Below are 20,183 nucleotides of genomic sequence, written 5' to 3'. Positions count from 1 at the left end.
GCACGCCGCCACGTATTTTCAGCACATGGACGGTTCCGCTTATCGGCCGCTCAATCTGTATGCTGCGACCAAGCAAGCGTTTGAGGACATGCTCTCCTATTACGTCGCCGTGCACGGTTTTTCTGCCGCGACCCTGGTGCTGTACGACGTTTACGGCGGCGGCGATTGGCGCCGTCGCCTGATCCCGGCGGTCTTGGCGGCGTTGCGTTCGGGCGAGGCGATGCCGATTCCCAGCGACGATCCAGCGCTCGATCTCGTGCATGTGGATGATGTGATCGAGGCTTTCATGGTCGCCGCCCGCTTGTTGATCGAGAATCCCGACCAAGTTGCTGGACGCCGTTTCGCCGTGGCGCCCGAGCGACGATGTACGTTGCGCGAAGTCCTGGCGGCGTTCGAACGAAGCGCGGGCAAGCCGGTGCCGATCAAGAAGGGGGCGTGGCCGGCACCCGCGCATACCCTGACGGCACCGTGGCAAGGCCCGCCGGTGCCCGGCTGGCAGCCGAAAATTCCGCTCGACGAGGGTATTCGGCGCCTATTGGCGGAGGCGTAAGGCGTTCGATGCGTGTCATTGCCACCGCCATTCCCGATGTTTGGACCGTTGAATTCGAACGCTTCGATGACTCACGCGGCGCTTTCGCGGAAACTTATGACACGGCGAAGTTTTACGCGATCGGAATCGACACGGATTTCGTTATGGATGCCTGGTCCGTCAGCCGGCGGGTGGGCACGGTGCGCGGACTCCATTTTCAAGCACCACCCCGCGGCCAGGCGAAGCTAATTCATGTCCCCCGGGGGCGGTTGTTCGACGTGGCGGTCGATCTGCGTCGTTCGTCGCCGACCTTTGGTAGGCATGTGACGTGCGAACTGCAGGGCGGCGATTGCCGCCAGCTGTTTATTCCGGCCGGTTTCGCTCACGGGTTCTGCACCCTCGAACCGGATACGGAGATCGTCTATAAGATGTCCGCGCCCTATGCGCCGGAATTGTACGGGGGAGTGCTCTGGCACGATCCCGCGCTGGGGATTGCTTGGCCGGTGTCCGTTGCCGAGGCGATCGTTTCCGACAAGGACGCGCGCTTGCCCCGGCTCGCCGATCTCGGTCCGGTGTTCGACTGAGGAGAACGATGAAGATTCTTGTGACCGGCGGCTGCGGCTTCATCGGCTCGGCGGTGGTGCGGCGCATCGTCCGCGAAAGCGGCGACAGTGTCGTCAACCTCGATAAACTGACTTACGCCGCCAATCCATCCAATGTGGCCGATGTCGAGGGCGATCGCCGCTACGCGTTCGAACGCGCAGATATCGTCGACGGCCGCACAGTGCGCGCCATTTTGGCCAAACATCGGCCGGACGCGATCCTTCATCTGGCGGCCGAATCCCACGTCGATCGTTCGATCGATGGTCCCGCGCCTTTCATCGAAACCAACGTGGTGGGAACTTATCGCTTGCTGGAGGCGGCGCTCGACTATTACCGCGAGTTGCCCATGCCGACGCGCGATGTTTTTCGTTTTCATCACGTTTCGACCGACGAAGTATTCGGGTCGCTCGATGCCGATGACCAACCCTTCGATGACACCACACCATACCGGCCGCGTTCGCCCTATTCGGCGAGCAAGGCAGCGTCCGACCACCTAGCACTGGCTTGGGGCTACACCTACGGGCTACCGGTCGTGCTCAGCAATTGCTCGAACAATTACGGGCCCTATCAATTTCCGGAGAAATTGATCCCGCTGACGATTATCAATGCGATTCGGGGGCGGCCCTTACCGGTCTACGGGCGGGGAGAAAATGTGCGCGATTGGCTTTTCGTCGAGGATCATGCCGAAGCGTTACTGGCGATTTTGACGCGCGGGCGGGTGGGTGGCACTTATCTCGTTGGCGGCGGCACGGAAAAGCGCAATCTCGACGTGGTGCGCGCGATTTGCCGCATTCTTGATGGCATCAGACCAGAGGGCGCGCCGCACGAGCGCCTGATTGCGTTCGTCGAGGATCGGCCGGGGCACGATTTCCGCTACGCCATCGACTTCACGCGCGTCCGGGACGAACTCGGCTGGCGTCCGCAAACAGCGTTCGAGCAAGGACTGGAACGCACGGTTCGGTGGTATTTGGAAAACGAATCGTGGTGGGCGCCGCTTCTCGATCGACGTTACGGCGGCGAGCGGCTTGGCCTCGAGCGCGCGTCGCGGGGAGGGAGGTGATGAAGGGCATCGTTCTGGCGGGCGGCAGCGGCACGCGACTGCATCCCATGACCCGCGCGGTCAACAAGCAGCTATTGCCGGTCTACGACAAGCCGATGGTCTATTACCCGGTCTCGACGCTGATGTTCGCCGGCATCCGCGACATTCTGGTGATCACGACACCCGCGGCGCGGGCGCAGTTCGAATCCCTGCTCGGTGGCGGCGACGACTTTGGGCTCCGGATCTCTTATGCGGAACAGCCGAAACCCAACGGCCTGGCGGAAGCGTTCGTAATCGGCCGGTCGTTCGTCGGCCGCGACCGTTGCGCCCTGGTGCTCGGCGACAATATCTTCTTCGGTCACGGCTTTCCTGATTTGCTGCGCAAGGCGGCGGCGCAACCCGATGGCGCCACTGTCTTTGCTTATTGGGTGCGTGATCCGGAACGCTATGGCGTGGTCGAGTTCGATGCGCGGGAGCGTCCCGCAGCGATAGTCGAAAAGCCTCCGCAACCGACATCCAATTGGGCGGTAACGGGTCTTTATTTCTACGACAATCGCGTTCTCGACATCGCGGCCAACTTGCGTCCATCGGCGCGCGGCGAGCTTGAGATCACCGACGTCAATCGCGCCTACCTGAACGATGGAGCGCTGCGCGTCGAAAAGCTCGGCCGCGGTTTCGCCTGGCTCGACACCGGCACGCCGGAATCGCTGGTGCAGGCGGCCCAGTTCGTCGCCACGGTCGAGCAGCGCCAGGGACTCAAGATCGCCTGCCTCGAGGAAATCGCGCTTCGGCTCGGATACATCACCGTGGCCGATTTCGAGCGGCGCGCGGAGCGGCTCGCGAACAGCGCCTACGGCGAATATCTCGCGCGTATTGCGCACGAATTCCGCCGGGAAAATCCTTAGATCAACGCACTCACGCTGCCTTGCCGTGGCAGTGCTTGTACTTGCGCCCCGAGCCGCACGGGCAGGGTGCATTGCGCGGCACCCGTCCCCAGGTGGCCGGATCGTTGGCGTCGAACGCGGGTCGCGGGTCCCGGGCGAATGCCGGATCCGAGCGCGTTTCCATCGCGCCCTTGGGCGGTCCCGGCTGCAAAGGCTGAGCGGGGTCCTCCATCCGCAATTCGACGTGGGCGAGGATGGTGGTGACGCGCTCGCGCAACCGGTCGAGCATCTGCTCGAACAGGGCAAACGCCTCGGTCTTGTATTCGTTAAGCGGGTCGCGCTGACCATAAGCGCGGAGCCCGATGCCCTGGCGTAGGTGGTCGAGGGTCAGCAGATGCTCCTTCCACACCTGGTCGAGCACCTGCATGAGCAAACTTTTCTCGACGCGGCGGGTCAAATCGGGCCCGAAATTGGCCGCTTTCTCGGCAAGACGCCGGTCGGCGGCGGCGCCGATCCGGCCTTTGATTTCGGCATCGGCGATTCCTTCCTCCTTGGCCCAGTCGGCGATCGGCAAGTCGAGGCCGAACACACGCAGCACTTCCTCGTGGAGTGAATCTACCGCCCATTGCTCGGGATAGGCGCCCTCGGGGATGTACTTGCCGACCAGGTCGTCGACCACTTGGCGGCGCATGTCGCGCAGGTCGTCGGACACGTCGTCGACCGACATCAATTCCTTGCGCTGCTCGTAGACCACTTTGCGCTGGTCGTTCATCACGTCGTCGTAGCGCAGCAAGTTCTTGCGGATTTCGAAGTTGCGCGCCTCGACCTTCTGCTGCGCCTTTTCCAGAGCCTTGTTGACCCAGGGATGGACGATGGCCTCGCCTTCCTTGAGTCCCAAGGTGCGCAGCATGCCGTCGATCCGCTCCGAACCGAAGATGCGCATCAGATCGTCCTGGAGCGAGAGGAAAAACTTGGACGCACCGGGGTCGCCCTGGCGACCCGATCGGCCGCGAAGCTGATTGTCGATGCGCCGGCTTTCGTGGCGCTCGGTACCGATGATGTAAAGACCGCCGGCCTCGATCGCGGTCCGCTTGGCACCGGCGACCTCGGCGCGGATGACATCGGCGCGGGTCGCGCGCTTGGCCTCGTCGGCGATATCGGCCAATTCCTGCTTGAGTCGCATGTCGACGTTGCCGCCGAGTTGGATGTCGGTGCCACGGCCAGCCATATTGGTGGCGATGGTGACCGTACCCGGCACGCCGGCTTGAGCAACGATGTAGGCTTCCTGCTCATGGTAGCGGGCGTTCAGCACTTGGTGCGGGATGTTGCGTTTCTTGAGCAACTGGGAGAGGTGTTCGGATTTTTCGATGCTGACGGTGCCGACCAGCGCCGGCTGCTTGCGCGCGCGACAATCCTCGATCAAGGCGATGATCGCATTGTATTTTTCGTCGGCGGTGCGGTAGACCTCGTCGTCGTGGTCCTGGCGCACGCACTGGACATTGGTCGGGATTTCGATGACTTCGAGCTTGTAGATTTCCGAGAATTCGCCCGCCTCGGTCATGGCGGTGCCGGTCATGCCGGCGAGCTTGGGATAAAGCCGGAAATAATTCTGGAAGGTAATCGATGCCAACGTCTGATTCTCGTTTTCGATGGTCACGCCTTCCTTGGCTTCAAGCGCCTGGTGCAGGCCTTCTGAATAGCGCCGGCCTTCCATCATGCGGCCAGTGAACTCGTCAATGATCACTACCTTGTCGTTCTTGACGATGTAATCGACGTCGCGCTGGAACAGCTTGTGCGCGCGCAACGCCTGATTAACGTGGTGGACGAGGGAGACGTTGGCGACATCGTAAAGGCTGCCCCCGCCGCCAAGCAGGCCGTTGTCGCGCAACAGCCGCTCGATAGTTTCGTTGCCGGCTTCGGTCAAGGTGACGGCGCGAGCTTTTTCATCTTTTTCGTAATCGCTTTTGCCGAGGGAGGGGATCAGCCGATTGACCGCGATATAAAGCTCGGAATTGTCCTCGGTCGGACCGGAGATGATCAGGGGCGTGCGCGCTTCATCGATCAAAATCGAATCGACTTCGTCGACGATGGCGTAATAGAACGGGCGCTGCACCATGTCGGCGAGCGCATATTTCATGTTGTCGCGCAGATAATCGAAGCCGAATTCGTTGTTGGTGCCATAGGTCACGTCGCAGGCGTATTGGGCGCGGCGCTCGTCGTCGTCGAGGCCGTGCACGATGCAGCCGACACTTAAGTCGAGGAAGTTGTAGATCCGCCCCATCCATTCGGAGTCGCGGCGTGCGAGGTAGTCGTTGACGGTGACCACGTGGACGCCCGCGCCGGCGAGCGCGTTGAGATAGACCGGCAGAGTTGCGACCAGGGTCTTGCCTTCGCCGGTTTTCATCTCGCTGATCATGCCCCGGTGCAGCACCATACCGCCGAGCAGCTGGACGTCGAAATGACGCTGGCCGAGGGTACGCTTGGCGGCTTCGCGCACAGTGGCGAAGGCGTCGTGGAGCAAATCGTCCAGGTCCTCGCCGGCCGCGAGTCGCTCCTTGAGCCAAGGGGTGCGGGCCTTGAGTGCGTCATCGGAGAGCCGCTCCAATTCGGGCTCGAGCGCGTTGATACGCTCTACATCCCTGTGCAGGCGGTTCAGAAATCGCTGATTGGCGGAGCCAAACAGCTTGCGGGCAAGGACGTCGAACATGCTGTGTCCGGGGGAAGAACGGGACTTTTGGCGGAGAAACAGGGGCGGGGAAGAGATAGAGTCCCGTTCCCCCCCTGTCAATGCGGGGCTCTCCCAATCCGGGTCGGCTTTCGGGGGCTTTTCTTGACCGACAGAAGGCCATACAAAGCGCCGTTCGCCGCTTCGCCGGCGTCATCGATTCACGCCTCTGCGACTTGCCCCAAAGACCCGCCATGCCGCCCAAGGTTTCGCCGCTCGCCCCCGAACGCTTTCCCGAAATTCCGGCTGTCGCGGGCGTGCGCGTCGCGACCGGATCGTGCGGCGTGCGCTATCGCGGCCGAACCGACTTGATGCTAGTCGAACTCGCCCCGACGACCTCGGTCGCGGGCACGTTGACCCGTTCACTCACCGCTTCGGCGCCGGTCGAGTGGTGTCGCCGGTCGTTGCCGGGCGGCGCGCGCGGCTTGGTGGTCAACTCCGGCAACGCCAATGCCTTCACCGGCTGGGCTGGAACCAAGGCGGTCGAGCAAACCGTCGAGGCCGCGGCCGATGTTCTCGGCTGCCGCGCGGGCGAGGTGTTCGTTGCCTCCACCGGTGTCATTGGCGAGCCGCTGCCAGCGGATAAGATCGTCGTCACGCTGCCTGCGCTTGCCAAATCTCTCGGCGCGGGCAAGTGGGAAGAAGCCGCGCGCGCCATCATGACCACCGATACGTTCCCCAAGGGCGCGGCGCGAACCGCGCGTATCGGGGGCGAGGCAGTCACCATTGCCGGCATTGCCAAGGGCTCCGGCATGATCGCACCGGACATGGCGACCATGCTCGCCTTCATTTTCACCGATGCTGCGATTCCCGCGCGGGTTCTTCAGGCGATCGTTGGGCCCGCGGTCGATCGCTCGTTCAATTCGATCACGGTCGACAGCGACACGTCCACCAGCGATACGGTGTTGGTATTTGCGACCGGCGCCGGTACCAAGCATCCGCCTGCGACCGACGCGGCCGAGCCGTTGCTCGTCGATTTCCGCGCCAAGCTGGAAGAAGTCATGGTCGATCTCGCCCAGCAGGTGGTGCGTGATGGTGAAGGTGCCTCCAAGTTCATTACCGTCACTGTGACCGGCGCGGCGGACGATCGCGCCGCGCGCAGGATCGCGCTCGCCATTGCCAATTCGCCGCTGGTCAAGACCGCGATCGCGGGCGGCGACGCGAACTGGGGCCGGGTGGTGATGGCGATCGGCAAGGCGGGCGAGCGGGCGGATCGCGACAAGCTCGCCATCCGCATGGGCGGGGTGCAAATCGCCAAGGACGGCAGCGTCGTTCCCGGCTACGATGAAGCGCCTGTAGTCGAACACGTGCGCGGCCGAGATGTCGTGATCGAAACCGACGTTGGCATCGGCCAGGGGCGCGCCACCGTATGGACCTGCGACCTCACCCATGGCTATATCGACATCAACGCCGACTACCGCTCCTGATTCGGCTTGCGCGCACGCACCCATGCCCGGTGTTTCGCTGCTTGCGCGCAACGTGCGCCTCAGGCCCCTGGTCGAGGGAGATACGGAGGCGTTGGCCAAGCTGGGCGATGATCCGGATATCGCCGGGCAACTGGCGGAACCGATCGCTTCGTTTCGTCCCGACCCGGAGCGTCTCTTCGCGTTCGGGATCGAGCGGCTGCGCGATGGCGCTCTGATCGGCTTCATCGAACTGCGCCGCACCAGCGACGTGGGCGAAATCACCCTTTGGCTCGGCCGCGCCTATTGGGGCAAAGGGTACGCGACCGAAACGGTAAATCGCCTTACTCGTCACGGATTTCAATCTCTGGACGCACGGGAAATCCGCGCGCGCGTATTGCCTGCCAACGCGGCCTCAGCGCGGGTGTTCACCAAGGCCGGGTTCGCGGAACGAGGCACAACGGCGTGCGGCTGTCATCAGGCCCGGTTGTTCATCCTTGATCGCGCCGCTTGGGAAGCACGCCACGGTACGCAGCCGATGGTTTTAGTGGCGGCGGCGGCGCTGGTGGACGCGGACGGGCGCGTCCTTATCGCGCGCCGGCCCGAAGGCAAGGACATGGCCGGGCTTTGGGAATTTCCCGGCGGCAAGGTGCGGATGGGCGAAACGCCGGAGGCTGCCTTGATCCGTGAGCTAGCCGAGGAATTGTCCGTCGATACGCGCGAAAGCTGTCTTGCGGCGATTGCGTGCGCGTCCCACGACTATGACGATTTTCACCTGCTGATGCCAGTGTTCGCGTGCCGGGTATGGAAAGGCACGCCAATGGCGCGCGAAGGGCAGGAACTGCGTTGGATCGCGCCCGCGCGGCTCGCCGACGTACCCATGCCGCCGGCTGACGCGCCCTTGGTGTCTTTGCTTCGGGACTTGCTGTAACATCGCGCGGTTATGTCCGAAACGAAGACCGTCACCGCCTGCCTGCTCATCATCGGCAACGAAGTGCTGTCGGGTCGCACTCAAGATGCCAACCTGCAATATCTCGCTAAATCGCTCAACGAAATCGGCGTGCGGCTGATGGAAGCGCGCGTCATTCCCGACGTGGAAGAGACCATCATCGCCACCGTCAACGAATGTCGCGCCAAGTTCGATTACGTCATCACCACCGGCGGCATCGGCCCGACCCACGACGACATCACCTCGGTCTGTGTTTCGAAGGCATTTGGTGTGCGCCATGTGCGCAACCCCGAGGCGGAGGCGCGGCTCCGTCGCCACTATGCGCGCCCCGAAGACGTCAACACCCAACGCCTGCGCATGGCCGAGATGCCGGAAGGCGCCGAATTGATCGACAACCCGGTCAGCAAGGCGCCGGGTTTCCGCATCGGCAACGTAATCGTGCTCGCGGGCGTGCCGCGCATCATGCAGGCGATGTTCGAAGGGTACCGTCATAAACTGAAGGGCGGTGCCCCGATGCTGTCGCGCACGGTGGTCGCCTTTGTCCCTGAGGGCAAGATGGCGGCCGGGCTTGGCCAGGCCCAGGCGGCGCACCCGGCGGTCGAGATCGGCAGCTACCCCTTTTTCCGCGACGGCAAGCTCGGTGCCAGCCTGGTGGTGCGTGGAACCGACGTGGCGGCGGTGGCTGCCGCGACCGAGGCGGTCAAAGCCACCGTGCGCGCGCAAGGGGGCGAGCCGGCCGAGGAAAAATAATCCCCCCGCGCTGGCGGCGAGGGCATTTTGCGCTAATCTTCCGGGTCCCGGTCATGGAGCCCGCTTGGCGGAACGGTAGACGCAACGGACTTAAAATCCGTTTCCTGGCAACGGGAGTGCTGGTTCGATTCCAGCAGCGGGCACCAACTTATGTGATGTGACGTTCACGGGGTGGGGTGAACGGCGGAAGCTTCTCAGGCCGCGCCGTGCGGTTGAAGCGCCTTGAGGCGGGCTGCGAACCGCAGATTAAGGAGGACAAAAACGGCGACAAGGGCGAGTTGAAGCACGAGCGAGGCGCCCGCAAGCTGACCGGCAACGTTGCCGCTGATCCCGAGCAGCGTCAACACGCCGCCGGCAAGCCCGGAGCCGCAGCAACCGAGTATGCCGGTGCTGCTTGCAGCCACCGTGGCGAAAAAACCCGAGCCCGTGGCGGCGGTCGTGCCGCCGAGTGTTCCAGTCGAGCAGACCCTAAGTAGTTGAAATTGCTTGGCCAGCGCTAGACCCATGGCGGCGCCAAGGGCAATCGAAAGCCCGTACTGACCCAATGTCACGCTGTACATGTTGGCGAGAATATCGCCGCTCGTCATGTTTACGCTGAGAAGCGGTGCGGTAAACAGCGTTGCAATATTGCCCGCCGTCAATGCCGCCCAGAATTCCTCGTATGGCACGAAATACGACGGGGCCAAAATCCCAAAGCGGTAATAGGTTAGCCCACCGAAGATCGCGGGCGGCAAAATCAATGTCAGGAAGATCATAAGCAGAATCCAACGGACTTCCCGGGCAGGAGGAATTGCCTCGGTCGAACGCGCATCGATCCGGCGGGCAAGGGCGATCATCAATTTCCGATCTTGAGAACGCGGGGTTCCCGACCGGGTTCACCGCTGTCCTGGCGCGGCGAAACGGCCGCGGACTCGACGACTTCGCTCGTAGTTTCGGCCGCGAACGCAATTGGGCGGTTGGCCGAACGGTCGACCGTCAGCTTGAATATATCGAAACGGTTGTAATAGCCGACAACATCGTGAAATTGCTTGGGCTCGACGCAAGCGGCAAGATCGATGTCGGCGTAAAGAATGCCCTCGTCCTGGCATTGGACATCACCGATCGGCTCGCCGGTCGGCGCCAAGATCATCGAAACGCCGCGCGGGCTGGCATCCAAAATGCGTCCTGCATCCCTATCGAGACTACCGAGCGCCTCGCGCATGGCTTTATCCATGTAGCCTGCAGCCACCACGTTGAAGCATTTGGCTTCAAAGGAATGCGCGCCGGCGCGAATCCGGATCGCATTTTCGAGATTGTAGTTGCCGCCGGTCTCGGGGTCCTTGGTCGGCCACAGGGGCGGATAAGTCGAAATGTGCACTTGTTCGCCCTGGGCCATCAGCGTGTAGCGGGCAAGGGGATTTGTGTTTTCGCCGCAAATCAGCATGCCGATCCGCCCAAGCGCGGTTTCAACCACGCGCAAGCCGGCGCCGTCCCCGTTTGCCCAAGTCAATTTCTCAAAAAATGTCGGGACCAGTTTGCGGTGATGGTTGAGAACGGTGCCGTCGGCGCCGATCAAGAGGTTCGAATTCCAGATGCAGCCGACGCTGGCCGCAGTGCCTTCGTTGATGCCGAGCGAAACGACGATCCCGGCGCGGCGGGCGGTGGCGGACACGCGCGCGATTTCCGGTCCCGGCACGCGAACGGCCCCCGCCGCCAGGCGCTTGAACAGGTCATGGTTATGGATTGGCGCGCGCAGCGCCGACCAGAGCGGAAACGCGGGGACGTAAGTCTCGGGAAAGGCGATCAAGCGGGCGCCGTGGCGCGCCGCTTCCTCGATCAGCGCGCATGCCTTGGCGACGGTCTTGTCGGTGTCGAGGAACACCGGCGCGACGTGCGCGGCGGCGACTTTGTAGGCCGGATAGGCGGTCATGACGGCCTCCGACGTCCGCGGTAAACCGGGGCGGCGGTTTCCGCCGCCCCGGAATGGCGCTTCAGAACGACTCCTTGGTGAAGTCGTGACGCGACGGGAAGCGTTTCTCGAGGTCCGCGGCGGCGATCTTCTGCTTCACGTGAATCTCGCCGTTTTCGACGCGACTCATGTAGAAGTCGATGACCGCCTTGTGGTCTTCCTTGCGGATATACTTGGGGCCCTGCGGATGTTCGAAGGATTCCTCGACCTTCATGCCCTCGAGGGCCTGGATGAAATCGGGCGTGTCCTTTTTCGATTTCCAGCCCGACTTCTCGACCGCCTTCTTGATGAAGAACACGGATTCCCATGTCGCCCAGTAGTGCGAACTGGCGAGGATGCGGTTGCTGCCTTCTTCCTTGCCGTCGACCGGATCGACCTTCATCAGTTCGCGGATCTTCCGGTTATGGGCGGTGTCTTTGTACTTGGCCATGCGCGGCATGTATTCGAGCATATAGATGCCCTCGGACGCGCCTTCCATGTCCTTGGGCGAAATCGATTCGTGGGTGCACAGAACCGAATAGCGATTCATCTTCTTGTCGAGCCCGAGCGACTTCGACTGCGTGTAATAAGCGACCGACTGCGAGCCGAAGAAGATCGAATAGAGCTGTTCGGCGTCCTTGCTCACCTTGGCGAGGTAGGGAAGCATGTCCTTGGCGTCGACCGGAACCGCGATCGGCTCGCCGGCCGACGCGCCCATCTTGTCGAGCAAAGCCTTGTGTTCGTTAAAATGGCTCCAGCCCCAGGCGTAGTCGGCGAAGACGAAGCTCCATTTCTTGCCCAGGTTCTTGATCGCCCATTCAACTCCCGCGGCGGCCTGCGAATAGGTGTCGCTGCCGACGCGGAAGACGTAACGGTTGCCCTTGGATTCGGTCATTTCCGCGGCCATACCGTTCGGCCAGTAGACCGTTTTCAGTTCCTTGGCGATCGGCACGGTCGCAAGGTTGACGCCCGAATGCACCGAGCCGATGACGAAATCGGCTTCGTTGCGCTGCACCAGCGAGCGGAACTTGCGCGCGCCCGTGGGCGGATTGGTCTCGGTGTCCTCGACCACGTACTGGACGGGACGCCCGGCGATACCCGTGGTCGCGTTGAGATAATCGCAGGCCGCCTTGGTCGACTTGTCGAGCCAATAGCCCCACGACGAGATGCCGCCGGTGAGGTCGCATTGGTGGCCGATGATAATCGGCTTGCCCGTCGGTTTGGCGAACAGGTCCTTGGCGAACGTGAGACTGAGGCCTTGACCGAGCACGCCGCCGGCCAAGACCGTCTTCATAAAACTTCTGCGTGATGTGCGCATTTCATCGACTCCTTGGGTTGGACTCGTCGTTGGAGGAAAACGCCTCTTCAATTGACCGCAACCCCGAGATAGCGATGTGCGATCTCCGGGTTTTTGCGGATTTCGCTTGCCGTTCCTTCGTAGCTGATAACGCCCTTTTCCATGATATAGACGCGTGTGCACAAGGCAAGCGCGACGCGGAAATTCTGCTCGACCAACAGGATGGAGATGCCTTTCTGGTTCGCCGCCCGGATATCGTTGCGCAAGGTCGCGACGAGCTTGGGCATGATCCCCTCAGTCGGCTCGTCAAGCAGTAGAAGCTTGGGCTTCATGATCAGGCAGCGGGCGATGGCCAGCATCTGCTGCTCGCCGCCCGAGAGCGTACCGCCTTCCTGCTTCGCGCGTTCCCGCAATTTCGGAAATTGCGCGAAAATTTCCTCGAGCCGCCCCGGTTCCGGCGCACCGGTCAGCCCAAGGCAAAGATTGTCGATGACGTTGAGGCTGGAAAAGATACGCCGACCCTGCGGCACATAACCGATGCCGAGGCCGGCGATCTTGTGCGCTGGCATCTGGTCGAGGCGTGCGCCGTCGAAGGTGACGGCACCAGCGGAGGGCGGCGTCAGGCCCATGATGCTGCGCAACGTCGTCGTCTTGCCGACACCGTTACGGCCAAGGAGCGCGACCGCCTCGCCCGCCTCGACGTGCAGGTTGACGCCCTGCAGGACGTGGCTCTTGCCGTAATGGGCGTGGAGGCCGTCGAGCTTAAGCATGCGCCTCGTCCTCGTCTTCGGGCGATCCCAGGTAAGCTTCCTGGACGCTCGTATCTTTGGCGATCGCTTCGGGCGAGCCTTCGCAAAGAATCATGCCCTGATTCATGACGGTAATCACGTCGGCGGCGCCGAAAACCACCTCCATGTCGTGTTCGATCAGGATCACGTTTACCCGGCGGGCGAGATCCTTGATGATGGCGACGGTACGCTCGGTTTCAGCCGGGCTCATCCCCGACACCGGTTCGTCGAGCAACAACAGCTTGGGGTCGGTCGCCAGCGCAATCGCGATTTCAAGCAACGCGACGTCGCCGTAGGACAAATTGCCGGCGAGATCGCGCGCATGATCGCTCATGCCGACCTCGACAAGGATGCGCTCCACTTTCTGGGCGGTGTCGCGATAGCTGCTCGCCGGCCGGAACGGGTGCAGAAACCGCTTGCGGCTCTGAGCCGCGATCCAGACGTTGTCGTAGACCGAGAGGCCGTTGAACACGCTCTTGACCTGAAGCGTGCGGGCGATGCCGAGCCGGCTGATCTGATGCGGCTTGAGGCCGACAATGTCGCGGCCCTCGAAGATGACCCGGCCGGACGTCGCGCCGAGAAAACCGGATACAACGTTGAAAAACGTGGTCTTACCCGCGCCGTTCGGGCCGATGATGGCGTGCAGTTTGCCGCTGGCCAGGGTGAAGTTGATGTCGTTGACGGCGATCAGCCCGCCGAACGCCTTGGTTAACCCTTCGGTACGCAGGATGGACTCGCTCACGATCCGCCCCCTGCTTTTTCCCCTGGCGCGGCCGACGTCTCGGCTTCCGGTGCGGCGTGGTCAGTCGGCTTCTTCGACCACCGCTCGATCGTCCGAGTCAAAAGTCCCATCAGACCCTCCGGGGCGAAGGAGACGAACAAGATGACGATAATGCCGACGACAAACAGGTAATGCTCCCAGTAGATCGACAATTCCTCGCGCACCACGATCAAGAACGCAGCGCCCAGAGCCGGGCCGAACAAGGTCCCGATGCCGCCGACAAGGGCCCAGATCACCCCTTCGCCCGATACGGTCCAGAACAGGTATTGGGCCGAGACGTAACGGGCGAATAACGCGAACAGCACACCGGCGACGCCGGCGAACGCTCCCGCGATGACGAACGAGATGAAGCGGATGAGATAAGGGCTGTAGCCGATGAGGCTTAGGCGCGAGGCGTTCTCCCGCACGGCGATGAAGGTATAGCCGAGCGGGCTCTTGAGGATGACGTGCATCAAGTAAAAGCACGCGCCAACGACGGCCATAATGAAATAGTACTGGAACGTCTGGTCCAGCATGGTGAACTCGATGCCGCCGATCTTGAAGACCGGCGGCACGGTGAACGGGCGCCCGTCGTCGCCGCCGGTGACTGACTTCCAACCGATCGCCACAAAAAAGAAGATCAGCGAGAACACCACCGTGATGATGGCGAAGTAGTGCCACGTCAGGCGTGCGGCGAAAATACCGGTGATCACCGCGCACGCCGTCGCCACGAATACGCCGAACACCGCCGATGGCCAGAAAGACCACCCGAACATGTCGATGCCGAGGGCGACGCCGTAAGCGCCGAAGCCAAAGTAAAGGGCCTGTCCGAACGAAAGCAGGCCGGTGTATCCGAGTAGCAAGTTCACGCTGGCCGCGAACAGGCTCCAAATCATGATTTCGGCGATGATATTGACCCAGAATTTGGCGCCCAACAGCGGCAGCAGGAAGGGCGCGACCAGAAGAAAAGCGAAGCCGATCAGGCCGAGGATATGGAGCGGGGTGAGGCGGAGCGGCACGGTCAGGCGCTCCTGTGGCTGCGGACCCAGCCCACGAACAGGCCCCACAAGCCCTCCGGGGCGTAGCGGATGACAACCAACAGGATGACCCCGAAGACAATCACGAACTGCTGGAAGAACTGGGACAGATACTCGTTCGACAGCAAATAGAAGGCGGTTCCGACGAACGGCCCGATCAGGGAGCCGACCCCGCCGATGATGGCCATGACCACGGCCTTGCCCGAGTAAGTCCAATGAAAAAACTCGAGGTTGGTGAAACGGGTGAGCAGCGCAAACAAAGCTCCCGCGTAACCGGCGATGCCGGCGGCGACCACGAACATGATCCAGCGCAGGCGGTTGACGTTGAGGCCTATCAGCCGCGCGCGCGTTTCATTTTCACGGATCGCCAGCAACGCGCGTCCGAATGGCGAATGCACCAGCAGCCAGCAGACGGCGACGGCAGCGGCAACCATGATCACAGTGAAATAATAGGCGACGATTTCGTTGAAAAAGCTGAACGACACGAACCCGAGCGGCACTTCCGGAACGAAGGTAAGCGAACGTGTGACGTACGGACCGGCCAGCCATTTCCAATGGCCGGAATCGAGTATGGTGGTGACCAATACCGAAATAATCACGGTGACGATCAAAAAATGATGATGGCGCACGCGGGTAGCGATAAACCCGACGGGGATCGCGAATAGCGCGGCGGCGGCGAACGCGGAAAAAACTGCGCCCCACGTATTGAAACCGAAATAGAAAGTGCCGAGATTAAACCCGTAGCATCCCGCGCCGAAGAACACGGCCTGGGCGAACGACAGCATGCCGGCGAAACCGAACACCATCGCGAACGACATCGCGAACAGCCCCCAGACGAAGATTTCGGCGACGAACACGCGTTGATAGTTCGGAACAAACCACGGCAACAGCACAAGAAACCCGGCCAGAAGAGCGAATCCCTGAGCGGGCGTAAAGCGCGCCAGCCAAGGGCCGAGTCGCGCCACTGGCGATTTCGCCGCCAGCGTCATGTCCGTCTCCGGGCGAAAATGCCCTCGGGCCGGACCAGCAGGACCACGCTCATGATGATCAGCGAGACGATCCGCGCCGTCGTCGGTTCGGCGAAGCTGGTGATGATGCCCTCGATCAGGGCGAGCAGAACGGCGGCCGCGGCGGTTCCGGGCAGGTTGCCCATGCCGCCGATGATCACAGCCATGAAGCAGAGCGGCAACACGTCGAGGCCGAGACGGAACTCGACCGACGTGATCGGCGCCGCCACCACGCCGCCGAGCATGGCCATCGAGGTGCCGAGCCCGAAAGTGACGAGGAAAATGCGGTTCGCCGGCAAGCCCATGGCGATCGCCGTCTCGCGATCCTGGCGCACGGCGCGCATCCACGTGCCGAACTTGGTCCGGTGGAGGAACAGAAAAAAGGCGACGATGGCCGCGATCGCGACGGCGGCCGCGAACAGTCGGTAAACCTGGTAGTTCATGCCGAGCACGGGGATCGTGATTCCGATCGGGTCGAGAATGCGCTTCGGGGTCGCGCCGAAGGTCGCCCGCACGGCTTCCTGCAGGATGAGGGAAAGGCCGAAAGTGGCCACGATCGATAGCGACGGGGAGTTCTCGATCGGCTTGATGACCACGCGTTCGATCGCGATGCCGAGCAGCATGCCGATCAAGGGGACGATCAGAAACGCGAGCCAGAAATTTCCGGTCATCAGGATGACCGTCCAGGCAAACACCGCGCCGACCATGAAAAAGTCGCCGTGGGCGACGTTAACGATGTCCAAAAGGCCGAAGATGATCGAGAGGCCAAGGGCGATCAGGGCGATGATTAAGCCCCAGACCAAGCCGTTCATGGCCAAGATGAAGACGAGTTCGGACACAAGCCCCCCTGTTCGTTCGCGCGATGGCTTACGGTGTTATGTGTTATGTCAAACCGGTTCCGGCGAAACATCTTCGGATCGGCTTGCCACGCGAATTCCCCCGATATTGTGCATCAGAACCGGCAAAATACAATCGGCATTAAAGTGTAGTGAGAATGCGCGGACCGGCCGAGGTGATCTCCACGTTGACTTCGGCTTCGGCCATGCCTAGGACCGGGTCAGCATAGTTGGCCTCAATCGCCATATACATGCCGGGTTTCAATATCATGGGTTCACCTTCGCGCACGTAGGGCCGGCCATAATTGAGCCCGAGACCGTGGCCGAAGGCCGGAAACGGACATAACGCCCCGGCCTCGATATCCGCGCGCGTGACGGCCTCGAGGTCATCGATGAAGTAGCGCAATCCAAACGCCGCCGCTTCAGCGCCGGTCCGGCCGGGTTTAAGTTCCTCGGCCTGGCGCAAAATGAAATCGTTCAACGCGTCAAGCGTCGCATTTCGCGGCGCATGTGCCTTCGCCCCGACGATCTTGTTGCGTGCGATGTCGAAAAAATATCCCTGGCACCACCCGACCACCGACATGAAGTAGATTTGACCGTCTTCCAGCCGCCGCGTACCCGCCGGACGAAGCCACCAGAGCTCGCAATCGCGTTCGGCCAAACCGCGCGCGGCGCGCTGCATGAGGTCCATCTCGAAAACGCCGGCTTGGGCCGCCGCCAGCACGTCATCGGTGACCTCGTTTACTGCCCGGCAGCCATGGCGGATGATCTGCCATTCGGCTTCGCTTTTGATCAACATGGGTTCAATCAAAAGATCGTCGACAACGCGCCATTCGACGCCGGGTGTTGCGTCCTTCAACGCCTGAAAATGCTTGACCGACATGATTTGCGAACCAACGAGGCCGAGTCGTCCGCGTGTCAGCTTTTTCGCGGCGAGGGCGCTGGCTACTCCGCGCACCACGTTGGTGTCGTGAACGACGTCGTCAATCGCCTCGGCCACGCGCTCCGCCGGGTAATAATGATAATGCATATCGACGACCAGGGTCGCTTCACCCGCGCCCGGCACCACGACTGCCGCATGGCCGAGCGCAGCGAAATGGGGCGGGCAATCATCGAGGCCGGAGAAGAACTTGGTGTAATAATTCGCTAGATAAATCCCGTAGCCGGAGCGGGTCTCGGCGGTGCCCTCGCGCGACCACACGACCACACCGTCGAGGCCCTGCGCGCGCGCATCCGCGGCCAGTCGCGCCCGCCGCGCCGAGTACTCGGCGCGGGGAATCCGCAAGTCGGCGGGCGTCGTCGTTTCGCCAGCCATAGGCTCTCCCCCTGGGGCCGTGGTCCGCCGATCCGTTCTATCCCGTGAAAACTTTATCCAGGCCCTATAGAATTGTACACGCTTGTTTGCTCCGAAACCGCCGGGCCGAAATCGTGAATGAGGATTTAGCCCAACGAAGCGCCACGGAACTTGTCGCGTTGTTCCGGACAAAGGAAATCTCGCCGATCGAAGCCGTCAAGGCCGCGCTTGCGCGGATCGAGGCTTATGACGGTGCTCTCAATGCTTTCCGCCTGGTCGATCCTGTTGGGGCGCTGGCGGCCGCCGAGCAGTCGGAGCGCCGTTGGCGAAGCGGTGCGCCGATCGGCCCTCTCGACGGCGTACCGGTTTCGATCAAGGACGTGTTTCTGACCAAGGGCTGGCCGACCCTCTGGGGCTCGCGGCTGGTTTCGGCGGATCGGCCATGGAAAGAGGACGCGCCGGCGGTTGCGCGGCTGAAGGAGGCAGGCGCGGTGCTCCTCGGCAAAACGACCACGCCGGAGTTTCACTGGAAGACGGTCACCGACAGTCCACTCACCGGCATCACCCGCAATCCGTGGAATCTGGCGATGACCCCGGGCGGAAGCTGCGGCGGGGCGGCGGTCGCGGTCGCGACCGGCATGGGCGCGCTTGCGTTGGGCACCGACGGCGGGGGATCGATCCGCGTGCCCAGCGCATTCACTGGCGTCTTCGGATTGAAGCCCAGTTTCGGTCGCGTGCCGCTCTGGCCGCCGGGCGCTTTCGGCACCATGGCCCACGTCGGTCCGATGACGCGCTCAGTCGCCGATGCGGCGCTCATGCTTGAAATTATCGTCTTGCCGGATGCGCGCGATTGGCGCGCACTTCCTCCCGATCCAACTAATTACCGCGACGGCCTCGAAGACGGTCTTAAAGGCGTGCGCATCGCCTTCAGCCGCGATCTCGGCTATGCGGAGGTTGATCCGGAAATAGCGGCGGCGGTCGATCGGGCCGCGCGGACGTTGGTTGATTTTGGCGCGAACGTCACCGAATGCTCGCCCGGCTTCGCCGATCCGCGCGGGATATTCGAGACGCTTGCCTTCCCCGCGATTGCCCGAGAGCTTAATCGGTTCGATCCCGGCCAGCGCAAGCTCATGGATCCCGGCCTTGTCGCCGTTGCCGAGATCGGCGCCCGCGTCGGGCTCGATGATTATCTCGCCGCCGAACAGGCCCGCGGTGAACTGGGCATCCTCATGCGAAAATTCCATGAAAGCTACGACCTTTTGATCACGCCGACGGTACCGATCGCTCCGTTTTCCGCCGGGCAGGACGTGCCTGATCCCACTCGGCAATCGCGCTGGACCGAGTGGTCGCCATTCACTTTTCCCTTCAACCTGACCGGGCAGCCCGCCGCATCCATGCCCTGCGGCTTTACCCGGTTGGGACTGCCGATCGGAATGCAGATCGTTGGGCCGGCCTATGGCGACCGGTTGGTGCTGCGCGCGGCTCGCGCATTCGAGCAAGTTCACCCAATTCGGCTACCTAAGCTCCGCTGATGGTTGTCGGTGGTATGCGCACCCAGTATGGCGCGCATACCGGAATGGCCCGTGCGTTCGGCGTCATGGTCAGGCTCGTCGTGCCCAATACAGCTCCAATCTTCGCGATAAATAGATCATCGGAAAAATAATGATGAAGAAAGCCAGGGCGAGCGCCGTGTAAATTTCGAACGGCCTGAATGTTGTGTTGATCAGATTGTTCGACTCGTGGAGCAGCTCATAGACCGCGAGCACCGAGCCGAGCGTTGTCAGCTTGATCAGATTGGCGAGTTCGTTGATGAATGGCGGTACCATCCGGCGGATGGCCTGGGGCAGAATGATGCGCCGCATCGATTGCGTGTAGGTCATGCCGATCGACTTGGCCGCCCAAAATTGGCCCTGGTCGATCGAGGCGACGCCGGCGCGGAATATCTCGGCGAAATAGGCAGCGGTGTGGAGACCCAAACCGATGGTGACGGCGACCATCGCGCTAAGACGGATGCCGAGCGCGATCGGCAACGCATAATAAATCCAGACCAATTGAACCAGCGTCGGCGTGCTGCGGAAAAATTCGATGATGGCGGCCGAGGGATACCGCAGAAATGATAGTTTCGAATCTCGCATCAGGCCGAGGGGCAGGCCGATCACCAGGCCGAGTGCGAAGGAATAAATCGTCAACTCCGCGGTGATGATGGCGCCGCGAATGAACACGAAGCGATGATCCTGACCTGACTGGCTCTTTTTGTACCAAGCGTTTTGATAGAAACTGACTTGGAAAGGAGCCTGACCATGCCGAAGAAAAAACCCGGACCTGAGCAGATTGTGACGCTGCTGCGGCAGATCG

Annotated in this window: 19 protein-coding genes and 1 tRNA gene; 9 read left to right on the top strand and 11 right to left on the bottom strand. The window is 62.1% G+C overall.

Annotation, left to right across the window (positions count from 1 at the left end; all coding sequences use genetic code 11):
• The first annotated feature begins 25 nt into the window (after positions 1-25).
• Genes FJ311_12115 through rfbA form a run of 4 tightly spaced genes read left to right on the top strand, consistent with a single transcriptional unit; the run spans position 26 to position 3,076 of the window.
• Positions 26-550 (top strand): NAD(P)-dependent oxidoreductase, encoded by a 525-nt coding sequence (locus tag FJ311_12115; GenBank protein ID MBM3952184.1) that lies wholly within the window; start codon positions 26-28, stop codon positions 548-550.
• An 8-nt stretch (positions 551-558) separates the two neighbouring features.
• On the top strand, positions 559-1,113 hold the full coding sequence (gene rfbC, locus FJ311_12110; protein MBM3952183.1) for a dTDP-4-dehydrorhamnose 3,5-epimerase: 555 nt from the start codon (positions 559-561) through the stop codon (positions 1,111-1,113).
• A gap of 8 nt (positions 1,114-1,121) precedes the next feature.
• On the top strand, positions 1,122-2,192 hold the full coding sequence (gene rfbB / locus FJ311_12105; protein ID MBM3952182.1) for a dTDP-glucose 4,6-dehydratase: 1,071 nt from the start codon (positions 1,122-1,124) through the stop codon (positions 2,190-2,192).
• Positions 2,192-3,076 (top strand): glucose-1-phosphate thymidylyltransferase RfbA, encoded by an 885-nt coding sequence (gene rfbA, locus FJ311_12100; protein MBM3952181.1) that lies wholly within the window; start codon positions 2,192-2,194, stop codon positions 3,074-3,076. Before rfbB ends, rfbA begins: the two co-directional genes overlap by 1 nt.
• A 10-nt stretch (positions 3,077-3,086) precedes the next feature.
• Here the strand turns inward: rfbA and secA are convergent, their stop codons facing one another.
• Entirely contained in the window at positions 3,087-5,762 is a 2,676-nt protein-coding gene (gene secA / locus FJ311_12095) for a preprotein translocase subunit SecA (protein ID MBM3952180.1), read from the bottom strand.
• 212 nt (positions 5,763-5,974) lie between these two features.
• On the opposite strand from secA, the gene argJ reads away from it, so the two are divergent.
• The 4 genes from argJ (at position 5,975) to FJ311_12075 (ending at position 9,028) form a co-directional block, all read left to right on the top strand.
• Positions 5,975-7,207, top strand: coding sequence for a bifunctional glutamate N-acetyltransferase/amino-acid acetyltransferase ArgJ (gene argJ, locus FJ311_12090; GenBank protein ID MBM3952179.1), 1,233 nt, complete (start codon positions 5,975-5,977; stop codon positions 7,205-7,207).
• Positions 7,170-8,114 carry a GNAT family N-acetyltransferase gene (locus FJ311_12085; GenBank protein MBM3952178.1) on the top strand — a complete coding sequence of 315 codons (945 nt, stop codon included), beginning with the start codon at positions 7,170-7,172 and terminating at the stop codon, positions 8,112-8,114. The genes argJ and FJ311_12085 overlap by 38 nt, the downstream gene beginning before the upstream one ends.
• Positions 8,115-8,126: 12 nt before the next feature.
• Complete coding sequence (locus tag FJ311_12080) at positions 8,127-8,882, top strand: competence/damage-inducible protein A (GenBank protein MBM3952177.1); 756 nt, start codon at positions 8,127-8,129, stop codon at positions 8,880-8,882.
• Positions 8,883-8,940: 58 nt separating this feature from the next.
• A tRNA-Leu gene (locus FJ311_12075) sits at positions 8,941-9,028 on the top strand.
• Positions 9,029-9,076: 48 nt separating this feature from the next.
• On the opposite strand, the gene FJ311_12070 is transcribed toward FJ311_12075, so the two are convergent.
• The 9 genes from FJ311_12070 to FJ311_12030 form a co-directional block, all read right to left on the bottom strand.
• Positions 9,077-9,718 (bottom strand): hypothetical protein, encoded by a 642-nt coding sequence (locus FJ311_12070; protein ID MBM3952176.1) that lies wholly within the window; start codon positions 9,716-9,718, stop codon positions 9,077-9,079.
• On the bottom strand, positions 9,718-10,791 hold the full coding sequence (locus FJ311_12065; GenBank protein MBM3952175.1) for a carbon-nitrogen hydrolase family protein: 1,074 nt from the start codon (positions 10,789-10,791) through the stop codon (positions 9,718-9,720). The genes FJ311_12070 and FJ311_12065 overlap by 1 nt, the downstream gene beginning before the upstream one ends.
• Before the next feature lie 61 nt (positions 10,792-10,852).
• Entirely contained in the window at positions 10,853-12,127 is a 1,275-nt protein-coding gene (locus FJ311_12060) for an ABC transporter substrate-binding protein (GenBank protein ID MBM3952174.1), read from the bottom strand.
• Positions 12,128-12,174: 47 nt separating this feature from the next.
• Complete coding sequence (locus FJ311_12055) at positions 12,175-12,876, bottom strand: ABC transporter ATP-binding protein (protein MBM3952173.1); 702 nt, start codon at positions 12,874-12,876, stop codon at positions 12,175-12,177.
• On the bottom strand, positions 12,869-13,636 hold the full coding sequence (locus FJ311_12050; GenBank protein ID MBM3952172.1) for an ABC transporter ATP-binding protein: 768 nt from the start codon (positions 13,634-13,636) through the stop codon (positions 12,869-12,871). Before FJ311_12050 ends, FJ311_12055 begins: the two co-directional genes overlap by 8 nt.
• Positions 13,633-14,637, bottom strand: a complete 1,005-nt coding sequence (locus FJ311_12045) for a branched-chain amino acid ABC transporter permease (protein MBM3952171.1) — start codon at positions 14,635-14,637, stop codon at positions 13,633-13,635. The genes FJ311_12050 and FJ311_12045 overlap by 4 nt, the downstream gene beginning before the upstream one ends.
• A 38-nt stretch (positions 14,638-14,675) precedes the next feature.
• Complete coding sequence (locus FJ311_12040) at positions 14,676-15,680, bottom strand: branched-chain amino acid ABC transporter permease (GenBank protein MBM3952170.1); 1,005 nt, start codon at positions 15,678-15,680, stop codon at positions 14,676-14,678.
• Complete coding sequence (locus FJ311_12035) at positions 15,677-16,510, bottom strand: branched-chain amino acid ABC transporter permease (GenBank protein MBM3952169.1); 834 nt, start codon at positions 16,508-16,510, stop codon at positions 15,677-15,679. The genes FJ311_12040 and FJ311_12035 overlap by 4 nt, the downstream gene beginning before the upstream one ends.
• Positions 16,511-16,676: 166 nt before the next feature.
• On the bottom strand, positions 16,677-17,849 hold the full coding sequence (locus FJ311_12030; GenBank protein MBM3952168.1) for a M24 family metallopeptidase: 1,173 nt from the start codon (positions 17,847-17,849) through the stop codon (positions 16,677-16,679).
• A gap of 110 nt (positions 17,850-17,959) precedes the next feature.
• On the opposite strand from FJ311_12030, the gene FJ311_12025 reads away from it, so the two are divergent.
• Entirely contained in the window at positions 17,960-19,360 is a 1,401-nt protein-coding gene (locus tag FJ311_12025; protein ID MBM3952167.1) for an amidase, read from the top strand.
• Between the two features lie 69 nt (positions 19,361-19,429).
• On the opposite strand, the gene FJ311_12020 is transcribed toward FJ311_12025, so the two are convergent.
• The coding region (locus FJ311_12020) for an amino acid ABC transporter permease (GenBank protein MBM3952166.1) at positions 19,430-20,183 on the bottom strand (754 nt) is incomplete at its 5' end.

Source organism: Rhodospirillales bacterium (assembly GCA_016872535.1).
Lineage (GTDB): Bacteria > Pseudomonadota > Alphaproteobacteria > Rhodospirillales > 2-12-FULL-67-15 > 2-12-FULL-67-15.
This window is presented reverse-complemented; position numbering and strand designations above follow the sequence as displayed.